The organism is Corallococcus macrosporus (assembly GCF_017302985.1).
Taxonomy (GTDB): Bacteria; Myxococcota; Myxococcia; order Myxococcales; family Myxococcaceae; genus Corallococcus; species Corallococcus macrosporus_A.
In genome coordinates this window covers 800,006-819,064 of the sequence record NZ_JAFIMU010000004.1, presented here as the reverse complement: position 1 = coordinate 819,064, position 19,059 = coordinate 800,006, and the positions used below count along the sequence as shown (strand labels likewise).

Genomic DNA, 19,059 nt, shown 5'->3' with positions numbered 1-19,059 from the left:
CTTGATCATCTTCGGCGAGGACGGAAAGTATTACGTGGCCCCCCAGCAAGCCTATGCAGCCACCCCGCTCCCGCCGTCGCTCTGGGCCGCACCGGAGTTCGTCGTAGGGCTGGGTGCCGTGGCAGCGGACCTCCAGTCCTTCGAAATGGATGAATTCCATTGTCTGACAAAGGGAATCGCGTGCATCGTGTTGAATCTGGCTTCCCTCGTCAACGACCGGGAAAAGGCGGGAAAGCGAAGGCAGATCAACAAGCGCGTCAAGAAAGACAAGGCCTTGCTCGAATACGTCGAGCAGGAGCCCCTGCTCCCCGGGACTGGGCAGAAGACCCTGATTGGCGATAAGGACCTGATCATCTTCAGCGAGAAGGGGGATTTCTACTGGCTGAAGTACGACGACTACCGGTACCGGACGCTTCCCGATGATTTGGCCAGTGCCCCCAAGCTCATGGTGGGGCTGGGCGCGGTCCTCGCGGACATTCCCTTCCTGCCAACCGTTGGCTGCTCATGCTTCCTGCTGAACCTGGCCTCCCTCAAACTCGGGAGCAAGAAGGCCGCGGAGCTGAGCTCCAACCCCAAGGCCGCGCCCCAGGTCGGGGAAGGCCAAGGCCAGACCGCGAGCCCACCTGAGAGGGTCTGATGCGTGTCTTCCCTCCCGGGCCCCAGGCCCCCAAGCACCACCGGGCGGGAACGCACCGGCTGATTCCTCCCGAGGAGACGCTGCGGCGGGTGCGCCCCCTGATGGCGGTCATGGGCATCACCCGCATCGCCAACATCACGGGGCTGGACCGGCTGGGCATTCCGGTGGTCACGGTCTGCCGGCCCAACTCGCGGTCCCTCGCGGTCTCCCAGGGTAAGGGCCTGGACCTGGACGCAGCCAAGGCCTCCGGGCTGATGGAGGCCGTGGAGACGTACCATGCCGAGCACATCACCCTCCCCCTCCTTCTCGCGAGCTACCAGGAGCTGCGCTTCTCCCACCCGCTAGTGGACGTCGGCGGGCTCCCCCGGCTGTCGGTCAACGACTTCCAGCCCTCCCAGCGGCTCCTGTGGATCCAGGGGCACGAGCTGCGGGGAAACACGCCGGTGTGGCTGCCCTTCGAGCTGGTCCACACCGACTACACCCTGCCGCTTCCCTCGGGTAGCGGCGCCTTCTTCATGAGCTCCAACGGGCTGTCCTCGGGCAACCACCTCCTGGAGGCCCTTAGTCACGGCATCTGCGAGGTGGTGGAGCGTGACGCCACCACCCTCTGGCACCTGCAAACTCCGGAGGCAAGGCGGCGGACCCGGCTCGACCTGGGGACGGTGGAGGATCCGGACTGTAACGCAGTGCTGGAGAAGTTCGACCGGGCCGGAGTGGACGTGGCTGTCTGGGAGACAACCTCGGATGTGGGCCTGCCCGCCTTCCTCTGCATGTGCGCCGAGCGAGAGCCGGAGCCCTTCCGCCCGCTCTACCCGACGTCGGGAATGGGCTGCCATCCCACCCGCCAGGTGGCCCTCCTCCGAGCGCTCACCGAGGCGGCCCAGGTCCGGGCCACGCTCATCTCCGGGTCACGCGATGATCTCTCGGTGGCCCGGTCCTACAATGTCTTGCAGGATCCGGTGCTCGCGCAGCGCGTCCAGGCGCTGATGCGTGAGCCGGAGGCCGAGCGGCGCTTCCAGGACGTCCCGACCTTCGAGGGGGCCAGCTTCGATGAGGACGTGGCCTGGGAGCTGGAACGCCTGGGCTCAGTGGGGCTCGACCAGGTGGTGCTCGTGGACCTCACCAAGCCCGCGTTCCAGATTCCGGTGGCGCGGGTGGTGATTCCCGGCCTGGAGTCCCTCCACGACGCGCCCGGGTACGTTCCGGGGCGCCGCGCCCGCCGGCTCATGGAGGCGCGCCTCTCATGATCTACATCTTCGCCGGCCCCACCCTCCGCGCCGAGGAAGGACAGCGGGAACTCGACGCCGTGTTCCTCCCTCCCGCGGCCCAGGGGGACGTGTACCGGGCCGCGCGCGAGCACCCCCAGGCTCTGGGCCTCATCGACGGCTACTTCGAGCGAGTCCCCGCCGTGTGGCACAAGGAGCTCCTCTGGGCCATGTCAGAGGGCATCCACGTCTACGGCAGCGCCAGCATGGGGGCCCTGCGCGCTGCGGAACTCGCCCCCTTCGGCATGCGAGGGGTGGGGGCCATCTTCGAGGCGTTCCTCCAGGGCGAGCTGGAGGACGACGACGAGGTGGCGGTGATGCACGGCCCCGAGGAGTCAGGCTTCCTTCCGTTGTCCGAGGCCATGGTCAACATCCGGGCCACCCTGGCCCACGCGGAGCGGGAAGAAGTGCTGAGCCCGCAGACGCGAGCGGTGCTGGAGCGGATGGCCAAGGGGCTCCACTACCCGGAGCGCGGCTACCCGGCCCTGCTGACCCTGGCGGTCCAGGCGGGAGTCCCTGCCCACGAGTTGGAGGGACTCCGCGCTTGGCTTCCCCATGGCCGCGTCCAACAGAAGCGCACGGATGCCCTGGCCATGCTGCGCTGCATGCGCGAGGAATTGGCGTGCAACCCTCCCCCCAAGACCGTTGCCTATTCGCTCTCCTGGACCGATGCCTGGAACGAGGCCCAGCGCCAATGCGAGCGATGACGGTCTACCGGGGCCGCGGGCTCTTATCCGCGAACTCGCGCATGAGCCCTTCGTACAGGGACGGATCCGGCAGGGTCGCGTAGGAGTGCGTCGCGGGCGTCGTCGCCCAGGGCAGCTTCTCGTTCGTGAAGGTCTCGATGAACGGCACGACCCAGCCCGGATTGTCGAGCATGGTCGGCCGCAGGTTCACGAATTCATCCACTCCCTCGGGCCGCGTGAACATCCACGTCATGCAGTAATCGCAGAACATGTGCTTCGACGCCCCATGCAGCCCGCCCACCACCGGCGCTCCGGAGAGGATGTGGAAGCCGGGCGTGGGCACCGCCATGGTCAGGCTGAACGCGCTGGAGCTCATGCGCTGACAGCCGGTGCAATGACACGCCATGGTGACGATCGGCGGCAGGGTGACTCGCAGGCGGACCTTCCCGCAGCGGCATCCTCCGTCCCACGGCAGCTTCCACTCAGCAGCAGGATTTTCCATCCCGCGAGCGTGGACCGATGGACGGCCGCTAGCAAGGAGAACCGTGGGAGACTCCGAACGGGATGAACCCGGACGCAGTGCGCTCATGAAAACCAAGCTCGTCGACTACTTCCGCCGCATCGCGCCTCTGTCGGACGAGGAGGCCCAGGCCATCCTGGACAGCATGGTGGTGAAGACCTTTCCGAAGGGCGCGCACCTGCTCATGGCGGGTCAGGTCTCCACCGAGGCCTACTTCGTCCTCCAGGGCTGCGTCCGCCAGTACTCCGTCGTCGGCGGCGAGGAGCGCAGCAACGGGTTCTTCACCGAGGACGAATGGGTCCTCTCCATCCACAGCATGATGAGCCAGACCCCGGCGGATCACTTCCTCGTCTGCGCGGAAGACACCACGGTGGTGGTGGGCACCGAGCAACGCGAGGGGGACCTGTACCGGCGCTTCCCCCGCTTCGAGAGCATTTCCCGCATGGTGATGCAGAAGGTCCTGGCGGAGCAGCAGGAGCGATTCAATTCCTATCTCACGGACACACCGGAGCAGCGCTACCTCAAGCTCTCCAGGACGCGGCCGGACCTCCTCCAGCGCCTTCCGCAGTACCACCTGGCCAGCTACATCGGCGTGAAGCCCGAGTCGCTGAGCCGGATCCGCAAGCGCATCGCCACGCGCGGCAAGCCGGCTACGCCGCGGCGGAAGGCGTGACCTTCCGGAACCCCTTCGCGATGAGCCAGACGCCGAACACCAGCTCGAACACGCCCCCGGGGCCCGAGAAGAAGATGCCCCACGGCAGCCCGAAGATTTCGAGCACGCACCCCAGCGCCAGCAGCCCGTAGCCCACCGCGCCCAACAGCGGGAGCCACGCGGGAAACAGCCGGGCGCGGTACAGCGACAGGCAGAACGGCACGCTGCCGACGCCCAGGAGCGTCATCGCGAGCTGGTACGCCCAGAAGTTCCCCCTCGCTACAAGGTTCGCCAGCGTCCCCGGCTCAGGCGTCAGCTGCCCTGGAAGCGGAAGGATGCACAGCAGGAACACGACGCCGACGACGAGCATCAGCGCCTCCATCACCCGTGTGCAGACATACGTGAGGGCGATGCCCGGGCTCCGCTCGCGGAGGATGGGGAAGAACAGCACGCCGATCCCGACGACGAAGAGCGCGTCCAACACGAGCAGCAGCGCGCCCCCGACGAACAGCGTCCTTTGTCCGGCCACCAGGAACAGGCTCTCCGGCGCCTTCAGGACGGAGCTCACGAGCGCCGTGCCGATGCCGTAGGCGAGGAACGGCAGGAGGTAGAGCGCTCCCAGCGCGCGGGAGTGAAGGCGGGAGATGTTCATCGCGAGGGCTCCAGAACGTTCAGCGACGTGGTGGACCCCAGCGTGCAGGCACGCCCCCTCCCCTGCATTGATCCGGATCAAGAAAACCGGGGCGTCGCGCGCCTGATCCCGGTGAACCCGGGGATCCGAGCCCAAATCGATAAACGGAATAGACAGACATCTGCTTCCGCCCTCAAGCACAAGCAGCGATTCCGGTCCTGACACGCGGGCAAGCGCGAATGAAACATTCTCCTCCCTGGACAAGGTGTTTCAGTTTTCTTATACAGCTACAATCCACTTGGACAGGCACCCCCGTCGAGTTGGCGGCGGCGTTCCCTCCGGGCGCCGTTGAAAGGCACCCCCATGTTTCACGTCCGATGGCTTTCCCTGTGTCTGGGCGTCCTGCTGCTGGCGAGCCCCGCGTTCGGCATCCCGCTGGCGGATGGGAAGTTGTTCATCCACGGGTACGGGCACCTGAGCACCGGCCGGACCTGGGAGAACGTCTACCTGGGCGGCAACGACGAGCTGGGCCTGCATGACGTGGGCAGCACGCTGCTGGTCCGGGCCCTGCCCACGGAGCACCTCACCCTCAACACGCAGTTCTCCTTCGAGAAGGCGCCCGGCGAGGAGCTGGAGCTGGAGGTGGACTACGCCTTCGCGGAGTGGGCCTTCTCCGACAAGCTCCGCCTGCGCGTGGGCCGCAACCAGCTGCCCCTGGCGCTCTACTCGGAGGTCTACGACGTGGGCACGCTGCGCCCCTTCAACGCCCTGCCGCAGGGGACGTACGGGCCCACCGCGATTGGCGTGGAGAACTACGACGGGCTGGGGCTCACCGGCCGCATCAACCTGCCCGGCGAGTGGATGCTGGAGTACGACGCCTACGGCGGGTTCCTCGACCTGAAGGAGCCGCTCGGCCAGGACTGTGACGACGCCTTGAGCGACCTGTGCGTCGTCGAGTCGCAGATGGCGGGCGGGCGCCTGGCGCTCTGGACGCCGCTGGAAGGACTGCGCTTCACCACGTCCGGCTTCGTGTCCCGGACCCCGATGGAGACGACACCCGGCGAGCACACCGTGATGGGCGTGTTGGGCGTGGGCGCCGAGTACCTGGGCGAGGCGCTGTGGGTGCGGGCCGAGTTCTTCGACCTCTTCTCCGAGGAGGCCAAGGCGCGCACGGGCTACCTGGAGGTGGCGTACTTCCTCACGCCGCACTGGCAGGTGGCCGGACGCGTGGAGGGCTCGCGCAGCTGGGCGCCCACCGCCGTGCCGGAGTCCCTGCTCACGTACCTGCGCCACCGCGAGGCCGCCGTCGGGGTGAACTACTGGTTCAACCCCCACCTCGTCTTCAAGGTGTCGTTCCACAACGTCATCGGCAACCGCTTCGCCATGCCGGATCCCACCGGCGACGTCGCGGACCTCCTCAACCCCGAGCCCCACACGCGGCTCGTCTCCCTGGGCTCGCAGTTCAGCTTCTAGGCCCCGCACTCCTCTGGAGACGCCATGAGAACGCTTTCCCTGTTCCTGTTGTGTGGGTTCCTCGTCCTCTTCGCCGGGCCGGCGCAGGGCTCGGGGACGGTGGCCTACAAGGTCGTGGTCCATCCCTCCAACCCGGTGACGGAAGTGGAGCGCGCCCGGCTGGCGCAGCTCTTCTTCAAGAAGACCACCCAGTGGGATTCGGGTGTCACCGCGATGCCGGTGGACCTGAACGACAGCTCGCCGGTGCGCACCGCCTTCTGCGACGAGGTGCTGAAGCGCTCGCTGCCCGCGGTCCGCGCCTACTGGCAGCAGCGCATCTTCTCCGGCCGCGACGTGCCTCCCCCGGAGCTGGCCACGGATGACGACGTGCTCGCCTTCGTGCGCGCCAACCCTGGCGCCGTGGGCTACGTGGCCGCCGGCACCCCCACCCCCGGGCTGAAGGTCATCACCATCCGGAACTGAGCGAGCGAGCCCGGCGCCATGCGATTCAAGCACAAGGTCCTGCTGCTCCCCGTCCTCGCGGCCATCTTCCTGGTGGCCATCATCGGTCTGTCCGAGCTGCTCGGGCGCAGCACGCGGACGCACCTGGAGCGCATCGAGAAGGGCTACGTGCCCGCGGTGCTCCTCAGCCGGGATCTGGACGTGCTCCTGCAACAACTGCAGCGCGGCCTCCAGGACGCGGTGGCGGCGGAGGACCTGGAGCAGCTCGCCGAGGCGGACGCCATCGCGAAGCGCTTCCTCCAGCGCGTCGCCGAGGGGCGCGCCAACTCCGCCATCAACCCGGTGCGCCTGGACACGCTGGAGGCGCAGCTGCGCGACTACATGGTCCTCGCCCGCGAGACGAGCGAGCGGATGATCAACAAGGACGCCCAAGCGGCCACCCGGCTCCCGGAGCTGACGGCGCGCTACAACAAGGTGCGGGACGCGCTGACGCGCGCCACCGAGGAGGATCAGCGCGAGATGGGGGCCTCCTTCGCCCTCACGCTGGAGGAGCACGCCGGCTCGCAGCGGCGCCTGGTCATCCTGGGGCTCATCCTGCTGGGCGTGCTCGCGTCGCTGTCGGTGTGGCTGGTGTCGCAGGTGGCCCAGCCCCTGCTGCGCCTCACGCAGGTCGCCTCGCGCATCGCCACCGAGGGAGACCTCACCCAGGTCATCAGCATCCAATCCCAGGATGAGATTGGCCTCCTGGCCCAGAGCATCAACCTCCTGGTGCAGCGCCTGCGCACCATCCCCGTCACCCTCCAGGAGACGCTGAAGGAGCTGGCGGGCAGCGTCGAGGGGCTGACGTACATCAGCCGTGAGCAGTCCCAGCAGCTCGCGCGCCAGTCCTCCAGCATCGAGGAGGCGAGCGTGGCCATGCGGGACATCCAGGACCGGTCGCTGGAGGCCTCGCGGCAGGCCAACACGGTGCTGGAGGTCGCGAAGCGCGCGGAGCAGACCAGCCAGACGGGCCAGGAGCGCCTGCGGCAGAGCGGCGCGGCGCTGGAGCAACTGCGCGCCCAGGTGGGCGAGCTGATGCCTGCCATTGGCCGGCTGACGGAGGGGTCGCGCAAGGCGTCCGCCATCCTGAAGACGGTGAAGGACCTGTCGGATCAATCCAACGTGCTGGCCATCAACGCGGCCATCGAAGCGGCCCGCTCGGGCGAGCATGGGCGCAGCTTCGCGGTGGTGGCCCGGGAGATGCGCTCGCTGTCGCAGCAGTCCCTGCGCGGCGCGCAGAGCATCAGCGGTCTGCTGGCGGAGATGAGCACGTCGGTGAGCGCCGTCACCGAGTCCGTGGAGAGCAGCCATCACAAGATGGCGGAGGGCATCCGCGAGGCGCTCGCCTCCGGGCAGAACCTGGAGGCGCTGACGGAGGCCGTGCGCGACAGCAGCAGCGCCGCCCAGGACATCGTCCGCTCCTTCACCCAGCAGAACGCGGGCATCGTGCAGATGACGGCGGTGGTGACGGACTTCTCCAAGATGATGAAGGACAGCGTGCAGGCCAACGAGGACGTCGAGTCCGCCATCCAGCGGCTGGAGGTCGCCTTCCAGGGCATCCAGGGCGTGGTGGCCGGCTTCCGCGTCTAGGGTGCTCCGCGGCGGGGAGACCGACACCCTGCGCGGCGATGGACCCTGGCTGAAGCGGCTTCCTGGACGGGTTGAAGAGGCCGCGCTCGAGGACTAGAGCGAGAGCAGCACCTTGATGGCGCGGCGCTCGTGCATCGCCTTGTAGCCCTCGCTCGCCTCGGCCAGTGGCAGGGTGAGGTCGAAGACCTTGCCCGGGTTGATCTTCCGGTCCCAGATGAGCTGGATGAGGTGGGGCAGGAACCGGCGCACCGGGGCCGGGCCTCCGTGCAGGTGCACTTCGGAGAAGAACAGCTCGTCCGCGGGGAGGGAGACTCCCTCGTGGGCGACGCCGACGAAGCCGACGTGCCCGCCGGGCCGGGTGGCGCGGATGGCCTGCATCATCGATTCGTGGGTGCCGACCGCCTCGATCACGCTGTGCGCGCCGAGCCCGTTCGTCAGTTGCTTGATCCTCGCCACGCCCTCGTCGCCGCGCGCTTCGACGATGTCCGTTGCGCCGTACTCGCGGGCCAGTGCCTGCCTGTCGGCGTGACGGGACATGGCGATGATCCGCTCGGCGCCGAGCTGTCTGGCAGCCAGGACGCCCATCAGCCCGACCGCGCCGTCACCGACGACCGCGACCGTCTTGCCGGGGCCTGCCTCGGCGGCGACCGCGGCGAACCAGCCCGTGCCGAGCACGTCGGATGCGGCGAGCAGCGACGGGATCAGGTCCGGAGCGGGATGCCCGGGCGTGGCCACGAGGGTCCCGTCGGCGAAGGGGATGCGGGCCCTCTCGGCCTGGGTGCCAATCGTCTGCGAGACGAACTCAGCGTGCACGCAGCGGGATTGATACCCGGCCTGGCAGATCTCGCAGGTGTTGTCCGAGATGACGAACGACCCGACGACGAAGTCGCCGACCTTGAGGGTCTTCACCTCGTCGCCGATCTCCTCGACGACGCCGACGTACTCATGGCCCATCGGCGTGTGGTTGACAGGCTCGACGCCCCGGTAGGGCCATAGGTCCGACCCGCAGATGCAGGTCGCCGTGAGCCGGATGATCGCATCGGTCGGCTTGATGATCTTCGGGTCCTCGCGCTCCTCGACGCGAACGTCGCCGGGCGCTGCCATCACGATTCCACGCATGGGATGCTCCTTGTCTTGTTTGCGTTCCCTGGCGACGCCGGGGTCACTTCAGGTTCGTCTGGAAGAACGTGGTCAGCTTGTCGAAGGGGATGAGGCCGACACGGTCGTAGAGGTCCACGTGACCCGCGCCCGGCACGATGACCAGTTCCTTGGGCTCACCGGCGAGCCGGTAGGCCTCGTCGCTGAACTCCCGGGAGTGGGCGTTCTCTCCCGCGATGAAGAGCATCGGCCGGGGAGAGATCGTCTCGATGTCCGTGAACGGGTAGAAGTTCATGAACCGCGTGTTGCTGCTGAGCGTCGGATGCGTCGTGGTGTTCGGACGGTGTCCGCGCGCGGTGCGGTAGAAGTCGTAGAACTCACGGTCAATCACCGTGGACGAGTCCGTCAGCGCTTCGGGCGTGCCGCTCGTGTATTTCGTCTCGCCCCCCGCGAACTCCACGTCGCGCTGCAACGCGGCCTCCTCGAGGAACTTCTTCCGCTGCTCGAGGGTCACCGAGTGCTTGAGCCCGTTCCGGCTGGCGGCGCCCATGTCATACATGCTGACGGTCGCGACAGCCTTGATGCGCGGATCGATCTTCGCCGCGCTGATGACGAAGCTCCCGCTACCGCAGATCCCGAGGACGCCAATCCGCTCCCTGTCGACCACCGGCTGGGTGCGCAGGAAATCCACCGCGGCGCTGAAGTCCTCCGCGTAGACGTCCGGCGCGACCACGTTGCGGGGCTGGCCTTCACTGTCGCCCCAGAAGGACAGGTCCAGGGACAGGGTGACGAAGCCCTGCTCCGCCAGCTTCGTGGCGTACAGGTTCGCGCTCTGCTCCTTGATCGCGCCCATGGGGTGCCCGACGACGATGGCCGGAGTCTTCGCGCCGCGCTTCAGGCCCTTGGGAACGAACAGGTTCCCGGCGACCTTCATCTTGAACTGGTTCTTGAAGACGACCTTCTGAACCGTGACCTTGTCGCTCGTGTAGAAGTTGTCCGCGCCGTTGGATGTGTCTCCAGACGCAAGGCCTGGCGTGGGACGCGCCACGGAGGCCGGGGACGCGGCCCAGGCTCCCGGTGCGGCGAGTGAACCGAGCAGCAATGCTCCAAGCAAACGCTGTTTCATGGTCTTCAGCCTCATGGGTTGATGGTTTTTCAGGTGGCTGTCTTCAGCGGCGCCATGGGGGCTTCGGCCCCGCCAACACAGACATCCCTTGACGCGCGGAGGGCCAGGAGGGCCCCTCCTCCGAGCAGCGCGGCGCTCAGCACGAAGGTGCTCTGGTAGCCGCCGCGGTCGAACAGCATCCCTCCGAGCGAAGCGCCGGCCGTGATGGCGAGCTGGATGGCCGCGACCATCAGGCCACCGCCAGCCTCCGCGTCGCGCGGCAGCGTGCGGCTGAGCCACGTCCACCACGCGACCGGCGCCGCCGTACCGATGAGCCCCCACCCCACGAGTAGGACGGCCGTCGCCGCGACGGACTGGCCGAGGACGACGAGCGCGACCGCGATGACGGCCATTGCCACTGGCGCGGCGATGAGCACCGCGGACAGCCGCCGGGCCACCAGGAAGCCAATGAGATACGTGCCCACGAGCCCCGCGACGCCCATGCCCAGCAGGATCAACGAGAGGGCCGACACCCCGACCCGCGTGACCGTCTCCAGGAAGGGACGCAGGTACGTGAAGAGGGCGAACTGGCCCATGAAGAAGAGCGTGACCGCCAGGATGCCCCAGCGCGCCTGGGGACGCCGGAGGAGGGCGAACGTGCTCGGAGGCGGCGCGGCGCGCTCCGTCGGCATCGAAGGCAGGGTGAGGAACTGCCACACGAGGGTGATGGCCGCGAGCGGGACGACCGCGAAGAAAGCGCCCCGCCATCCGATGTACTGGCCCAGGAAGCTGCCGAGCGGTGCCGCGATGGTGGTGGCCAGCGCGTTGCCGCCGTTCAGCAGGCCGAGCGCACGCGGCACGCTGGACTCAGGGACCAGCCGCATGACCGTAGCCGCCGACAGCGACCAGAAGCCGCCGATGACGACGCCGATGAGCGCACGGCCCACCATGAGCACGGTGAAGCTCGGCGCCAGGGCGGTCACCAGGCCCGAAGCCAGCATCAGGCCGGTGAGCCCGAGGAGCAGCTTCCGGCGGTCGACGGAGCGGGCTGCGGACGCGATGAAGAGGCTCGTCAGCACGGCGAAGAGGCCGGACACGGCAATCGCCTGACCGGCGCGGCCTTCGCTCAGGTGGAGGTCCGACGCGATGGGCGTCAGGAGGCTCACCGGCATGAACTCGGACGCGACGAGCGTCGAGACGCACAGGGTGAGCGCGAAGACGGCGCCCCAGGACGTGGCGCGCAAGGCCGGCGCCGTGGGCGCTCCGGCGAGTGGGATGGACATGAAGCTCTCTCAGGTTGGGGGACGCGCTTGAAGGCCTCGGCGTCCGCTTGGGGCCAGGGCCCCGCGCATCGCGCTCTCTGGAGCAGCAGGGCCTGATGAGAGGAGTACGCGGCGCGCCCCCTGGCGGCTAGATGGCGAGGAGCGAACGGGCCGTTAAGCAGGGGTTGATGGCGGCCCGGCGATGCGCGGAAAGTGGCCCACCGCGATGAAGACCGCTCTCTTCCAACAGCTGCATGTGTTCCTGGCCGTCGCGCGGCTCCAGAGCTTCTCTGGCGCGGCGCGCGAGCTGGGCGTCTCCACGGCGGCCGTGAGCCAGTCCGTCCGGCAGCTGGAGGAGCAGCTGGGCGTGGTCCTGCTCCAACGCACCTCGCGAAGCGTGTCCCTGACGGACGCGGGGCGGCGGCTGGTGGAGGAGGCCGGCCCAGGCCTTGCCCAGGCCGCTGCCGCGCTTCAGGGGGCCTCGGCCCAGCCCGGGGAGGCCATCGGACGGTTGAAGCTGTCCGTGCCGCGAGCGGCGGTGCCGCTGATCATCGCGCCGGTGCTGCCCTCCTTCCAGGCGCGCCATCCCCGCGTGGAGGTGGACATCGTCGTCGAGCAACGCCTCATCGACATCGTCGCGGAGGGCTACGACGCGGGCGTGCGCCTGAGCGAGACCCTTGAGCGCGACATGGTGCAGGTGCGGCTGACGGATGCCTTCCGCTTCGTGGTGGTGGGGGCGCCGGCCTACCTCGAGAAGCACGGCCACCCGGAGCGCCCCGAGGACCTGCTCCAGCACCATTGCATCGTCCTGCGCTCACAGACCACCGGGACGCCCTATGCGTGGGAGTTCGAGCGCGGCAGCAAGACCTGGCGCATCCCGGTGCAGGGCAGCATCGCCACCAACGACGAGATGGCCGGCGTGGCGTTCGCCGCCGCGGGGCTGGGGCTGGCGTATGCCCTGGAGCCCTCCATCCAGGAGGAACTGGACTCCGGACGCCTCGTGCGGGTGCTGGAGGACTGCGCGCCCACCGTGCCCGGGTTCTTCCTCTACTACCCGAGCCGCGCACAGCGTTCGGAGCCCTTGCGTCTGTTCATCGAGGCAGCCCGGGCGCTGGGCGGCGGAACGGGATGACCCCCGCGAACCTTTTTCGCCGACCGGTTCCTTCATTCCCGCGGAAGCACTTCATGGCGAGCAAGGCTCGCGGGAGATGAGCGCATGTTCGAGTTCTTCATGTCGGGTGGCATTTCCATGTACCCGACGCTGCTGTTCGGGTTCCTGCTGGTGGCCTGCAGCATCCTCTTCCTGTTCCGGCCCGAGCCGCGCTACCTCTCGTCGCTCATCGGCCTGGGCGCCACCACGTTCACCGCGGGCATGCTGGGCTTCTGCCTGGGGGTGATGAACTCCCTGAGATACCTGCACCTCGTGCCTCCCGCGGAGCAGCTCCAGATCGCCGCCCTCGGCTGCGAGGAGTCGCTCCACCCCCTGGTGCTGGGCCTCGTCCTCCTCCTCATCGCCGGCGTCTTCGTGTCCATCGGGGCCGTCCGCGTGATGGGGCTGTTCCGCGCGCCCGCTTCGCAGCCCTGAACGCCCATGCCATCGGACGAGGCACTCTACGAAGCCTTGCTGGGCGGAGACCTCAAGGCCTTCGATGCGCTCTACGCGCGCTACGAGCGGCACCTCTTCGGGTTCATCCGCAAGCACCTCCAGGATGCCCACGAGGCCGAAGACGTCCTTCACGAGACGTTCCTGGCCGTCCTCCGCGACCGGGCCGGAGGCCGTGCCGCGCGAAGCTTCCGGGCGTGGCTCTTCCAGGTCTCGCGCAACCTCTGTCTCAACCGCCACCGGTCCGCCCACCGGGCGACCCGGGCCCTGAAGAAGGAAGCCGACTCGCCGGAGGAGCCCATCCCCGGACCCGAGCACGCCCTGGAGCACCAGCAGGCCCGGGATGCGCTGCGCGAGGCCGTGGCCCGGCTGCCCCTGGAGCTGGGCGAACTCTACGCCCTGCGCACCCAGGGCATGTCGTACGAGGAGATGGCCACCGTCCTGGGCCTCCCCCTGGGAACGGTGAAGTCCCGGATGCACCAGATGATGAAACAGCTGCGCGAGGAGATGCACCCATGAGCTGCCACACCGTGGCGCCCGAGCTGGTGGCCTACCACTTCGGAACCCTGGACCCGGAGGCCCGGCAGGCCGTCGAGGACCACCTGCCCGAGTGCACGAAGTGCCTGCGGGAGTTCATCGCGCTCAAGCGCGAGCTGGAGACGAGCGAGGAAGGCCCCCTGCCCTCTCCACAGGCCCGGGACCGGCTGCGGCTCGCCGTGGCGCGGGAGGTGCGCCCCCAGGCCGTCACCCGCGCGTGGAGCCGGTGGGAGCGCCCCCTGGCACTGGGAGGCGCACTGGCCGCGCTGGCGGCCGCGCTGCTCGTGACCTACGGGGCCTCGGTCCGAGAGGAGGTGCCACCCCGGGCCCTGTCCCGCGTGGAGAAGGTTCCCTGAACAGTGTGGTAGTAAAGATCCGTTCCTGGAACCGGAGGCTCGCGTTGACGTTGTTTCGAGTGTGTCTGACTTCGTTGCTGGTCCTGGCCGTCGCGTGCGGCGATTCGAATTCTCCGGAGGCGCCCGATGCCGGGCAGTCCCGGCCGGACGCGGGCGTCGAGACGCCGGACTCCGGCAACCCCGAGCCGGACGCGGGCGCCGGGGAGCCGGACGCGGGCTTCGAGGTCCCGGACTCCGGCACCGAGGTCCCCGATTCCGGCACCCAGACTCCTGACTCCGGCACCGTGACGCCGGACGCGGGCACGGAGCCGACCGACGCGGGCACGGAGCCGACCGACGCGGGCTCCGGGACGCCGGACGCCGGCTCGGAGACGCCTGACTCCGGCACGCCGGACGCGGGCGGCCCCACCGAGGTGAACGTCATCGACAACGGCGGCTTCGAGGAGTGGCCCGGTGCGACCCCGGCGCTGTGGTCCGGGAGCACGACGAACATCGAGGACCCGGTGCAGAAGGTCACGACGCAGGCCTTCGAAGGCGTGAACGCGGCCCGGCTGATCAACGCCACGGGCACCCACAAGCGCTTCAGCACCGTGGCGAAGTCCATGCCCGCGGGCCGCTACTCCTGCACCTACCAGGCACGCGGGCGGGGCGAGGTCCGCAACGCCTTCTATAACGGCACCACCTATTCCACCTACTCGGCCTACACCACCGTCGACACCCAGACGTGGAAGCAGGTGGCGTACTCCTTCAACCTGGCCAACGCCGTCTTCGACACCTTCGAGCTCATCTTCAGCGTCCAGAACACCACGGGCGAGCACCTGCTCATCGACAACGTCCGCTGCGTGCGGGCCCCGGAGCCGTGTGATCAGGTGAGCTGCGAGGTCTGGGCGCGGTGCGACAACGCCACCGCCACGTGCCAGCCGCTCTCCGGCCGCTGCGATGACGCCGCGGACTGCAACGAGTGGCAGGCCTGTGATGCGACCCACACGTGCGTGACCGCGGAGGACCGCTGCGTGCGCCACGCGGACTGCGCGGGGACGCCGGAGACGCCCGTCTGCGACACCGCCACGCACCTGTGCATCGAGGGCGACCCCTGCGCCGGCGTGACGTGCAGCAACCCCGCGACGACCTGCAATCCCACCACGGGCGTGTGCGAGCTGGCCGAGGGGGCCTGCTTCACGACCTATGACTGCCGTGGCGCCCTGCCCGCCTGCGACCCGGCCACCAAGCGCTGCGTCGCGGCCGACCACTCCTCGAACATCATCCGCAACGGCGGCTTCGAGAACTGGAGCACGCGGCCCATCCCCTACTACGGGAACAACTTCGTCCCTGACTATTGGTACGGCCTGGACAACGGCATCTCGGACCCGGGCACGGAGATCAAGCCTTCGCGGCTCGCGCGTTACACGAACGCGGTGCACGGGGGCTCGGCGGCGTTGCAGTTCGTGGTCCCCATCCAGGTCGCGGAGCGCTTCTCCCTGGAGAAGTTCACCGTGCCGGCGGGCAACTACTCCTGTTCGTACCGGGTGCGCGGCCATGGCACCATCCGCCACCGCCTCTATTCGAGCGCGGGCTGGAGCCCGCAGACGGACTTCATCGCCGTGGACAGCGATGAGTGGCAGCCGGTGTTCTTCCGCTTCACTGGCAACGTGCGTGACTGGCGCCTGCTCTTCTACCCGAGCCGCAGCGTCGCCGACCGCGACCACCTCCAGGTCGACGACGTCGTCTGCACGAAGGACTAGCTTGCCGCTGCTGAAGTGAAGGGAGCGATGCCGCGTGGAGTGGCATCGCTCCTTTCAGTTCACGCGGAACGGCACCTGCCGCTCGAACTCGCGGCTGGGCACTCCGATGACGGAGTACGCGGGGGACTGGATGGGGGGCATGGCGCGCAGGATGCGGCGGTGGAACGTCGGGTAGGTGGCCTTGAACTTCCCGCCGTTCCAGACGCTCAGCAGGTTGGACGTGAAGAGCCCGTTGAAGACGCCGTCGCTGGAGAGCTGGTTGTCCTGGCAACCGGAGATGAGCAGCACCGTGGCCTTGAGCGTCAGCTTTGGATCCTCCTTGGGCAACCCCTTCAGGATGGCGTCGTACATCGCCTTGTTGTCGCGGTACGTGCGCTGCTCGATGCCCAGCGGCATCTCCTTGAAGCGCCGCTCCGAGGGCTCCGTGCTCTGCACCGAATCCGCCAGCAGGTGCAGGCTGCCGCTGGAGCGCAGGGCCGCGTACGCCACCCGGCTCACCGTGCCGCTGTGGCAACTGTCGGAGAGCATGAAGACCCTCACGCCTGCCTTGAGCTTCGACATCGCCTGATAGATTTCGTCGTCAACGAGCTCCCCGTCATACAGACACCACGTCTCGTCCAGGCCGTCGGACTCATCCCCGTTGATGTCGGGGAGCTGCCCGCCGTGTCCTGAGTAGGTGAACAGCAGCAGGTCTCCGGCCTGGAGGACCGTCGCCGCCTCGCCCAGCTCCGCGAGCACGCTCGCGCGCGTGGCGTCCTTTGTCATGAAGGGGCGGACGCGGCTGAACTCCTGCGCCTTCGCGATGCTGACCATGTCCTCGGCGTCCGCTTCGCAGGCCTGGAGCTGGCCATCCCAGCCTGCGTAGTGCTGCGGATCCACCGCGTTCAAACCAATGTTGATGGAATATCCCTGCGCCATGACGATCTCTGCCTCCTCTCTTCACGGTGGAGATGCGTGCCAGCGATGGCAGGAAGGGGGCGGGGCGCGCCGCGTTCCATCGGCCCTTCCTCTACCGGGAGCCCGGGGCCCGCTCCCTCCGCCCCCCTGGATGTCAGCCGCACTGACGGTGCGTTAGGCTGGGGCCCCATGGTCAAGATCTCCGGCTCCCCAGGCCCCAAGCCGACGTCCGTCGCGAGTGTGGACACGCCTGTCACGAAGGCGCCCTCCGCCGCGACCGTGGCGACCCCCCGCCGCACCAGCTCCGCCTCGTCCATGGCCGCTCCGGTCGCCGCGGGCGCGAAGGCTCCGGCGCAGCGGAAGATGGAGCAGCAGCTCTCCGCGCTCCCGGACGGGCCCATGCGACAGGCCCTGCAGAAGGCGCTCTCCAGCGGCATGTCGCCGGACGACGCGGGCGCGGTCGCCACCGCGCTGGGCAGGCTCAGCCCCACGCAGCAGAAGGACCTGGCGGCCCTGCTGTCGAAGGCGGGCGTCAGCACCAAGGCCTCTCCCCGCACCGACGCGGACGCGGAGCGCACCTTCCTCCTCAAGGCCGTCGCGGGGGGCGCGTCGGGCGCGACGCTCAAGCGGCTGGCGGATCAGATTCGCGGGCGCCCTCCCTCCAACCAGGGCTTCTCCTTCAACCCGATGTCCGCCTCCACGGGGACCCTCGCGGGGCCCCTGAAGCGCGCGGCGCCCGCCAGCGCCGTGGATACCGCCGCGGCGGCGCTCAAGGCGGCGATGGACGACATCTGGGGCACCGACGAGGACGCGGTGTTCAAGGCGCTGGAAGGCCTGGACGCATCCCAGCGCAAGCAGGTGGCCCAGAAGTACGAGAAGCTGACCGGCACCTCACTGCAGGACGCGCTCAACCTCGAGCTGGAGGGCGCGGACCTGAAGCGCGCGCTCGAGGCGCTCGAAGGCCAGGCGAAGGCCGCCCCCACCGCGCCGGTGAAGGCCGCGACCAAGACCGCGGCGGCCACGGCCGTCCCGGCCGCCACCGCGAGCGACATCCAGAAGAACCTGGATGCCATCGTGGTGAAGACCAAGGACGAGGGCACCATCCAGCGCGGCAACGCCGTCGAGCTCAATGACATCATTCCGCGCAACGTCGCGAAGTGGGAGCCGCCCAAGGCCCACGTCTACAACCCGCTGAAGAAGGCCGTGGAGGCACGCAACAAGGCCCAGGCCGCCGTCAACGCGGCCACCACGGAGCCCGCGAAGAAGGCCGCGCAGGAGAAGCTCAAGGCCGCGGATCAGGCCGTCCAGGCCCAGGGCGAAAAGCTCAAGGCGTGGATGAAGGAGGAGAAGCACCTCAAGACGAACCCGTCCCTGCGCAGCGCCATGGCGGAGGCGAAGCTCGCCGAACGCGCGCTCTCCAAGCTGGAGAAGCAGCAGAAGAAGGCGAAGGTTCCCAAGGACCCCGTCGAGGCGGAGAAGTTCAAGCAGACCCAGAAGACCGCGCTCGACGCGGCGAAGACGAAGGTCACCGACGCGCAGGCCAAAGTGAAGACGGTGAAGGACGGGCTGATTGCCCGCATCGACAACTACTCGCCCATGGTGGACGTGCGGCAGACCCGGTCGGACGTCACCGTGAACGGGGTCACCGTGCGCATGCGGGACGGCCGGGAGACGCCGTACACGAACTCATGGAACGCGGTGGATGGCGGCGCCCTGACAGGTGACTCGGAGGAGCAGGTCACGTCGCAGCTGGAGAAGAGCGGCATCAGCGAGGACCGGCAGAAGATCCTCGGCTCCATCTCCGGCCTGGAGGGCACCTTCAGCAAGGTGAACACCTGGGACATCGGCCGCGTCTCGTGGGGCTTCGCCCAGTGGACGCTCGGCGCAGACGGCAACGGCACGCTCGCCGAGTTCATGCGGGACCTGAAGAAGACCAACCCCGAGCAGTACGAGAAGCACTTCGGCAAGTTCGGCATTGGCATTGACGGCAAGGGCGTGGTGCTCACGCGCCCGGATGGCACGGTGCTGAAGGGTGTCGAGGCGGCCGAGGCCATCCGCACCGACGTGAAGCTTGCGGCGGTCTTCATGGCGGCGGGCGCGGACTCGGACATGCAGGCGGCCCAGGTCACCTACGCGAGCGAGGGGAAGATCACCGCGGCCCGCAACACGACGGTGTCCGTGCCGGGCAAGGACGCCGAAGGCAAGGCCACGACGGTGAAGCTGAGGCTCAAGGACGTCGTCACCAGTGAGTACGGCAACGCCATCATGGCCGACCTCGCCATCAACGCGGGCTCGGGCGCGAGGGTGGCCAAGGCCGCGCTGGAGAAGTACGTGAAGGACAAGGGCGTGGACCCCGCCAAGGTGAAGGAGTGGGGGCCGGACGCGGAGAAGGCCGTCATCGCCGCGCTGGAGGGCGCCTCGCGCTCGGAGCGCGTGAAGCACCACACGAAGGCGGGGTTCAGCAAGGCCACGGGCTCCTTTGGGGACTGACGGCACAGGGCCCCTTCCCTGCTCGCGCGAGGGAA

The 19,059-nt window shown here is 68.5% G+C and carries 19 protein-coding genes; 13 read left to right on the top strand and 6 right to left on the bottom strand.

Going from position 1 to position 19,059, the window contains the following annotated elements; all coding sequences use genetic code 11:
• Window position 1: 1 nt before the first annotated feature.
• Genes JYK02_RS08545 through JYK02_RS08535 form a run of 3 tightly spaced genes read left to right on the top strand, consistent with a single transcriptional unit; the run spans window position 2 to window position 2,609 of the window.
• Window positions 2-637: a hypothetical protein gene (locus tag JYK02_RS08545; RefSeq protein WP_207050398.1), complete on the top strand. Its 636-nt coding sequence runs from the start codon at window positions 2-4 to the stop codon at window positions 635-637.
• On the top strand, window positions 637-1,884 hold the full coding sequence (locus JYK02_RS08540; RefSeq protein WP_207050397.1) for a YcaO-like family protein: 1,248 nt from the start codon (window positions 637-639) through the stop codon (window positions 1,882-1,884). The genes JYK02_RS08545 and JYK02_RS08540 overlap by 1 nt, the downstream gene beginning before the upstream one ends.
• A complete protein-coding gene (locus tag JYK02_RS08535; protein ID WP_207050396.1) occupies window positions 1,881-2,609 on the top strand; it encodes a TfuA-like protein in 729 nt (242 codons plus the stop codon). Before JYK02_RS08540 ends, JYK02_RS08535 begins: the two co-directional genes overlap by 4 nt.
• Before the next feature lie 4 nt (window positions 2,610-2,613).
• On the opposite strand, the gene JYK02_RS08530 is transcribed toward JYK02_RS08535, so the two are convergent.
• On the bottom strand, window positions 2,614-2,994 hold the full coding sequence (locus JYK02_RS08530) for a GFA family protein (protein WP_277991335.1): 381 nt from the start codon (window positions 2,992-2,994) through the stop codon (window positions 2,614-2,616).
• A gap of 181 nt (window positions 2,995-3,175) precedes the next feature.
• On the opposite strand from JYK02_RS08530, the gene JYK02_RS08525 reads away from it, so the two are divergent.
• A complete protein-coding gene (locus JYK02_RS08525) occupies window positions 3,176-3,781 on the top strand; it encodes a Crp/Fnr family transcriptional regulator (protein WP_207050394.1) in 606 nt (201 codons plus the stop codon).
• Here the strand turns inward: JYK02_RS08525 and JYK02_RS08520 are convergent.
• Window positions 3,759-4,412, bottom strand: a complete 654-nt coding sequence (locus JYK02_RS08520; RefSeq protein WP_207050393.1) for a DUF4386 domain-containing protein — start codon at window positions 4,410-4,412, stop codon at window positions 3,759-3,761. The genes JYK02_RS08525 and JYK02_RS08520 overlap by 23 nt on opposite strands.
• Window positions 4,413-4,754: 342 nt before the next feature.
• On the opposite strand from JYK02_RS08520, the gene JYK02_RS08515 reads away from it, so the two are divergent.
• The 3 genes from JYK02_RS08515 to JYK02_RS40375 are packed head-to-tail and all read left to right on the top strand — an operon-like array spanning window position 4,755 to window position 7,934.
• The gene (locus tag JYK02_RS08515; RefSeq protein WP_207050392.1) at window positions 4,755-5,864 is read left to right on the top strand and encodes a hypothetical protein; all 1,110 of its coding nucleotides are present in this window, start codon (window positions 4,755-4,757) and stop codon (window positions 5,862-5,864) included.
• Window positions 5,865-5,888: 24 nt separating this feature from the next.
• Window positions 5,889-6,326 carry a hypothetical protein gene (locus JYK02_RS08510; RefSeq protein ID WP_207050391.1) on the top strand — a complete coding sequence of 146 codons (438 nt, stop codon included), beginning with the start codon at window positions 5,889-5,891 and terminating at the stop codon, window positions 6,324-6,326.
• An 18-nt stretch (window positions 6,327-6,344) separates the two neighbouring features.
• Window positions 6,345-7,934 (top strand): methyl-accepting chemotaxis protein, encoded by a 1,590-nt coding sequence (locus JYK02_RS40375; RefSeq protein WP_207050390.1) that lies wholly within the window; start codon window positions 6,345-6,347, stop codon window positions 7,932-7,934.
• A gap of 93 nt (window positions 7,935-8,027) precedes the next feature.
• Here JYK02_RS40375 and JYK02_RS08500 read toward each other — a convergent pair whose 3' ends face one another.
• From JYK02_RS08500 to JYK02_RS08490, 3 genes are read right to left on the bottom strand one after another with little or no spacing between them, the layout of a single operon-like run.
• Window positions 8,028-9,053 carry a zinc-dependent alcohol dehydrogenase family protein gene (locus JYK02_RS08500; RefSeq protein WP_207050389.1) on the bottom strand — a complete coding sequence of 342 codons (1,026 nt, stop codon included), beginning with the start codon at window positions 9,051-9,053 and terminating at the stop codon, window positions 8,028-8,030.
• Between the two features lie 43 nt (window positions 9,054-9,096).
• On the bottom strand, window positions 9,097-10,158 hold the full coding sequence (locus JYK02_RS08495) for an alpha/beta hydrolase (protein ID WP_207050388.1): 1,062 nt from the start codon (window positions 10,156-10,158) through the stop codon (window positions 9,097-9,099).
• A 29-nt stretch (window positions 10,159-10,187) separates the two neighbouring features.
• Entirely contained in the window at window positions 10,188-11,420 is a 1,233-nt protein-coding gene (locus JYK02_RS08490; protein WP_207050387.1) for an MFS transporter, read from the bottom strand.
• Between the two features lie 205 nt (window positions 11,421-11,625).
• On the opposite strand from JYK02_RS08490, the gene JYK02_RS08485 reads away from it, so the two are divergent.
• The 5 genes from JYK02_RS08485 (at window position 11,626) to JYK02_RS08465 (ending at window position 15,637) form a co-directional block, all read left to right on the top strand.
• Complete coding sequence (locus JYK02_RS08485) at window positions 11,626-12,531, top strand: LysR family transcriptional regulator (RefSeq protein ID WP_207050386.1); 906 nt, start codon at window positions 11,626-11,628, stop codon at window positions 12,529-12,531.
• Window positions 12,532-12,615: 84 nt separating this feature from the next.
• Window positions 12,616-12,984 carry a hypothetical protein gene (locus JYK02_RS08480; RefSeq protein WP_207050385.1) on the top strand — a complete coding sequence of 123 codons (369 nt, stop codon included), beginning with the start codon at window positions 12,616-12,618 and terminating at the stop codon, window positions 12,982-12,984.
• A gap of 6 nt (window positions 12,985-12,990) precedes the next feature.
• Window positions 12,991-13,521, top strand: coding sequence for an RNA polymerase sigma factor (locus JYK02_RS08475; protein ID WP_207050384.1), 531 nt, complete (start codon window positions 12,991-12,993; stop codon window positions 13,519-13,521).
• Window positions 13,518-13,895 carry an anti-sigma factor family protein gene (locus JYK02_RS08470; RefSeq protein ID WP_207050383.1) on the top strand — a complete coding sequence of 126 codons (378 nt, stop codon included), beginning with the start codon at window positions 13,518-13,520 and terminating at the stop codon, window positions 13,893-13,895. Before JYK02_RS08475 ends, JYK02_RS08470 begins: the two co-directional genes overlap by 4 nt.
• A 44-nt stretch (window positions 13,896-13,939) precedes the next feature.
• Entirely contained in the window at window positions 13,940-15,637 is a 1,698-nt protein-coding gene (locus tag JYK02_RS08465) for an invertase recombinase-like protein (protein ID WP_207050382.1), read from the top strand.
• 54 nt (window positions 15,638-15,691) lie between these two features.
• On the opposite strand, the gene JYK02_RS08460 is transcribed toward JYK02_RS08465, so the two are convergent.
• Window positions 15,692-16,555, bottom strand: coding sequence for a caspase family protein (locus tag JYK02_RS08460; protein WP_207050381.1), 864 nt, complete (start codon window positions 16,553-16,555; stop codon window positions 15,692-15,694).
• Between the two features lie 168 nt (window positions 16,556-16,723).
• On the opposite strand from JYK02_RS08460, the gene JYK02_RS08455 reads away from it, so the two are divergent.
• Window positions 16,724-19,024: a hypothetical protein gene (locus JYK02_RS08455; protein ID WP_207050380.1), complete on the top strand. Its 2,301-nt coding sequence runs from the start codon at window positions 16,724-16,726 to the stop codon at window positions 19,022-19,024.
• Window positions 19,025-19,059 lie beyond the last annotated feature (35 nt).

Bases quoted from the DNA above. Each gene is read 5' to 3' on its own strand.
- JYK02_RS08540 (WP_207050397.1), top strand. From the start codon at position 637: ATGCGTGTCTTCCCTCCCGGGCCCCAGGCCCCCAAGCACCACCGGGCG.
- JYK02_RS08455 (WP_207050380.1), top strand. From the start codon at position 16,724: ATGGTCAAGATCTCCGGCTCCCCAGGCCCCAAGCCGACGTCCGTCGCG.
- JYK02_RS40375 (WP_207050390.1), top strand. From the start codon at position 6,345: ATGCGATTCAAGCACAAGGTCCTGCTGCTCCCCGTCCTCGCGGCCATC.
- JYK02_RS08480 (WP_207050385.1), top strand. From the start codon at position 12,616: ATGTTCGAGTTCTTCATGTCGGGTGGCATTTCCATGTACCCGACGCTG.
- JYK02_RS08475 (WP_207050384.1), top strand. From the start codon at position 12,991: ATGCCATCGGACGAGGCACTCTACGAAGCCTTGCTGGGCGGAGACCTC.
- JYK02_RS08495 (WP_207050388.1), bottom strand. From the start codon at position 10,158: ATGAAACAGCGTTTGCTTGGAGCATTGCTGCTCGGTTCACTCGCCGCA.
- JYK02_RS08470 (WP_207050383.1), top strand. From the start codon at position 13,518: ATGAGCTGCCACACCGTGGCGCCCGAGCTGGTGGCCTACCACTTCGGA.
- JYK02_RS08500 (WP_207050389.1), bottom strand. From the start codon at position 9,053: ATGCGTGGAATCGTGATGGCAGCGCCCGGCGACGTTCGCGTCGAGGAG.
- JYK02_RS08510 (WP_207050391.1), top strand. From the start codon at position 5,889: ATGAGAACGCTTTCCCTGTTCCTGTTGTGTGGGTTCCTCGTCCTCTTC.
- JYK02_RS08460 (WP_207050381.1), bottom strand. From the start codon at position 16,555: ATGGCGCAGGGATATTCCATCAACATTGGTTTGAACGCGGTGGATCCG.
- JYK02_RS08485 (WP_207050386.1), top strand. From the start codon at position 11,626: ATGAAGACCGCTCTCTTCCAACAGCTGCATGTGTTCCTGGCCGTCGCG.
- JYK02_RS08520 (WP_207050393.1), bottom strand. From the start codon at position 4,412: ATGAACATCTCCCGCCTTCACTCCCGCGCGCTGGGAGCGCTCTACCTC.
- JYK02_RS08535 (WP_207050396.1), top strand. From the start codon at position 1,881: ATGATCTACATCTTCGCCGGCCCCACCCTCCGCGCCGAGGAAGGACAG.
- JYK02_RS08490 (WP_207050387.1), bottom strand. From the start codon at position 11,420: ATGTCCATCCCACTCGCCGGAGCGCCCACGGCGCCGGCCTTGCGCGCC.
- JYK02_RS08525 (WP_207050394.1), top strand. From the start codon at position 3,176: ATGAAAACCAAGCTCGTCGACTACTTCCGCCGCATCGCGCCTCTGTCG.
- JYK02_RS08530 (WP_277991335.1), bottom strand. From the start codon at position 2,994: ATGGCGTGTCATTGCACCGGCTGTCAGCGCATGAGCTCCAGCGCGTTC.
- JYK02_RS08515 (WP_207050392.1), top strand. From the start codon at position 4,755: ATGTTTCACGTCCGATGGCTTTCCCTGTGTCTGGGCGTCCTGCTGCTG.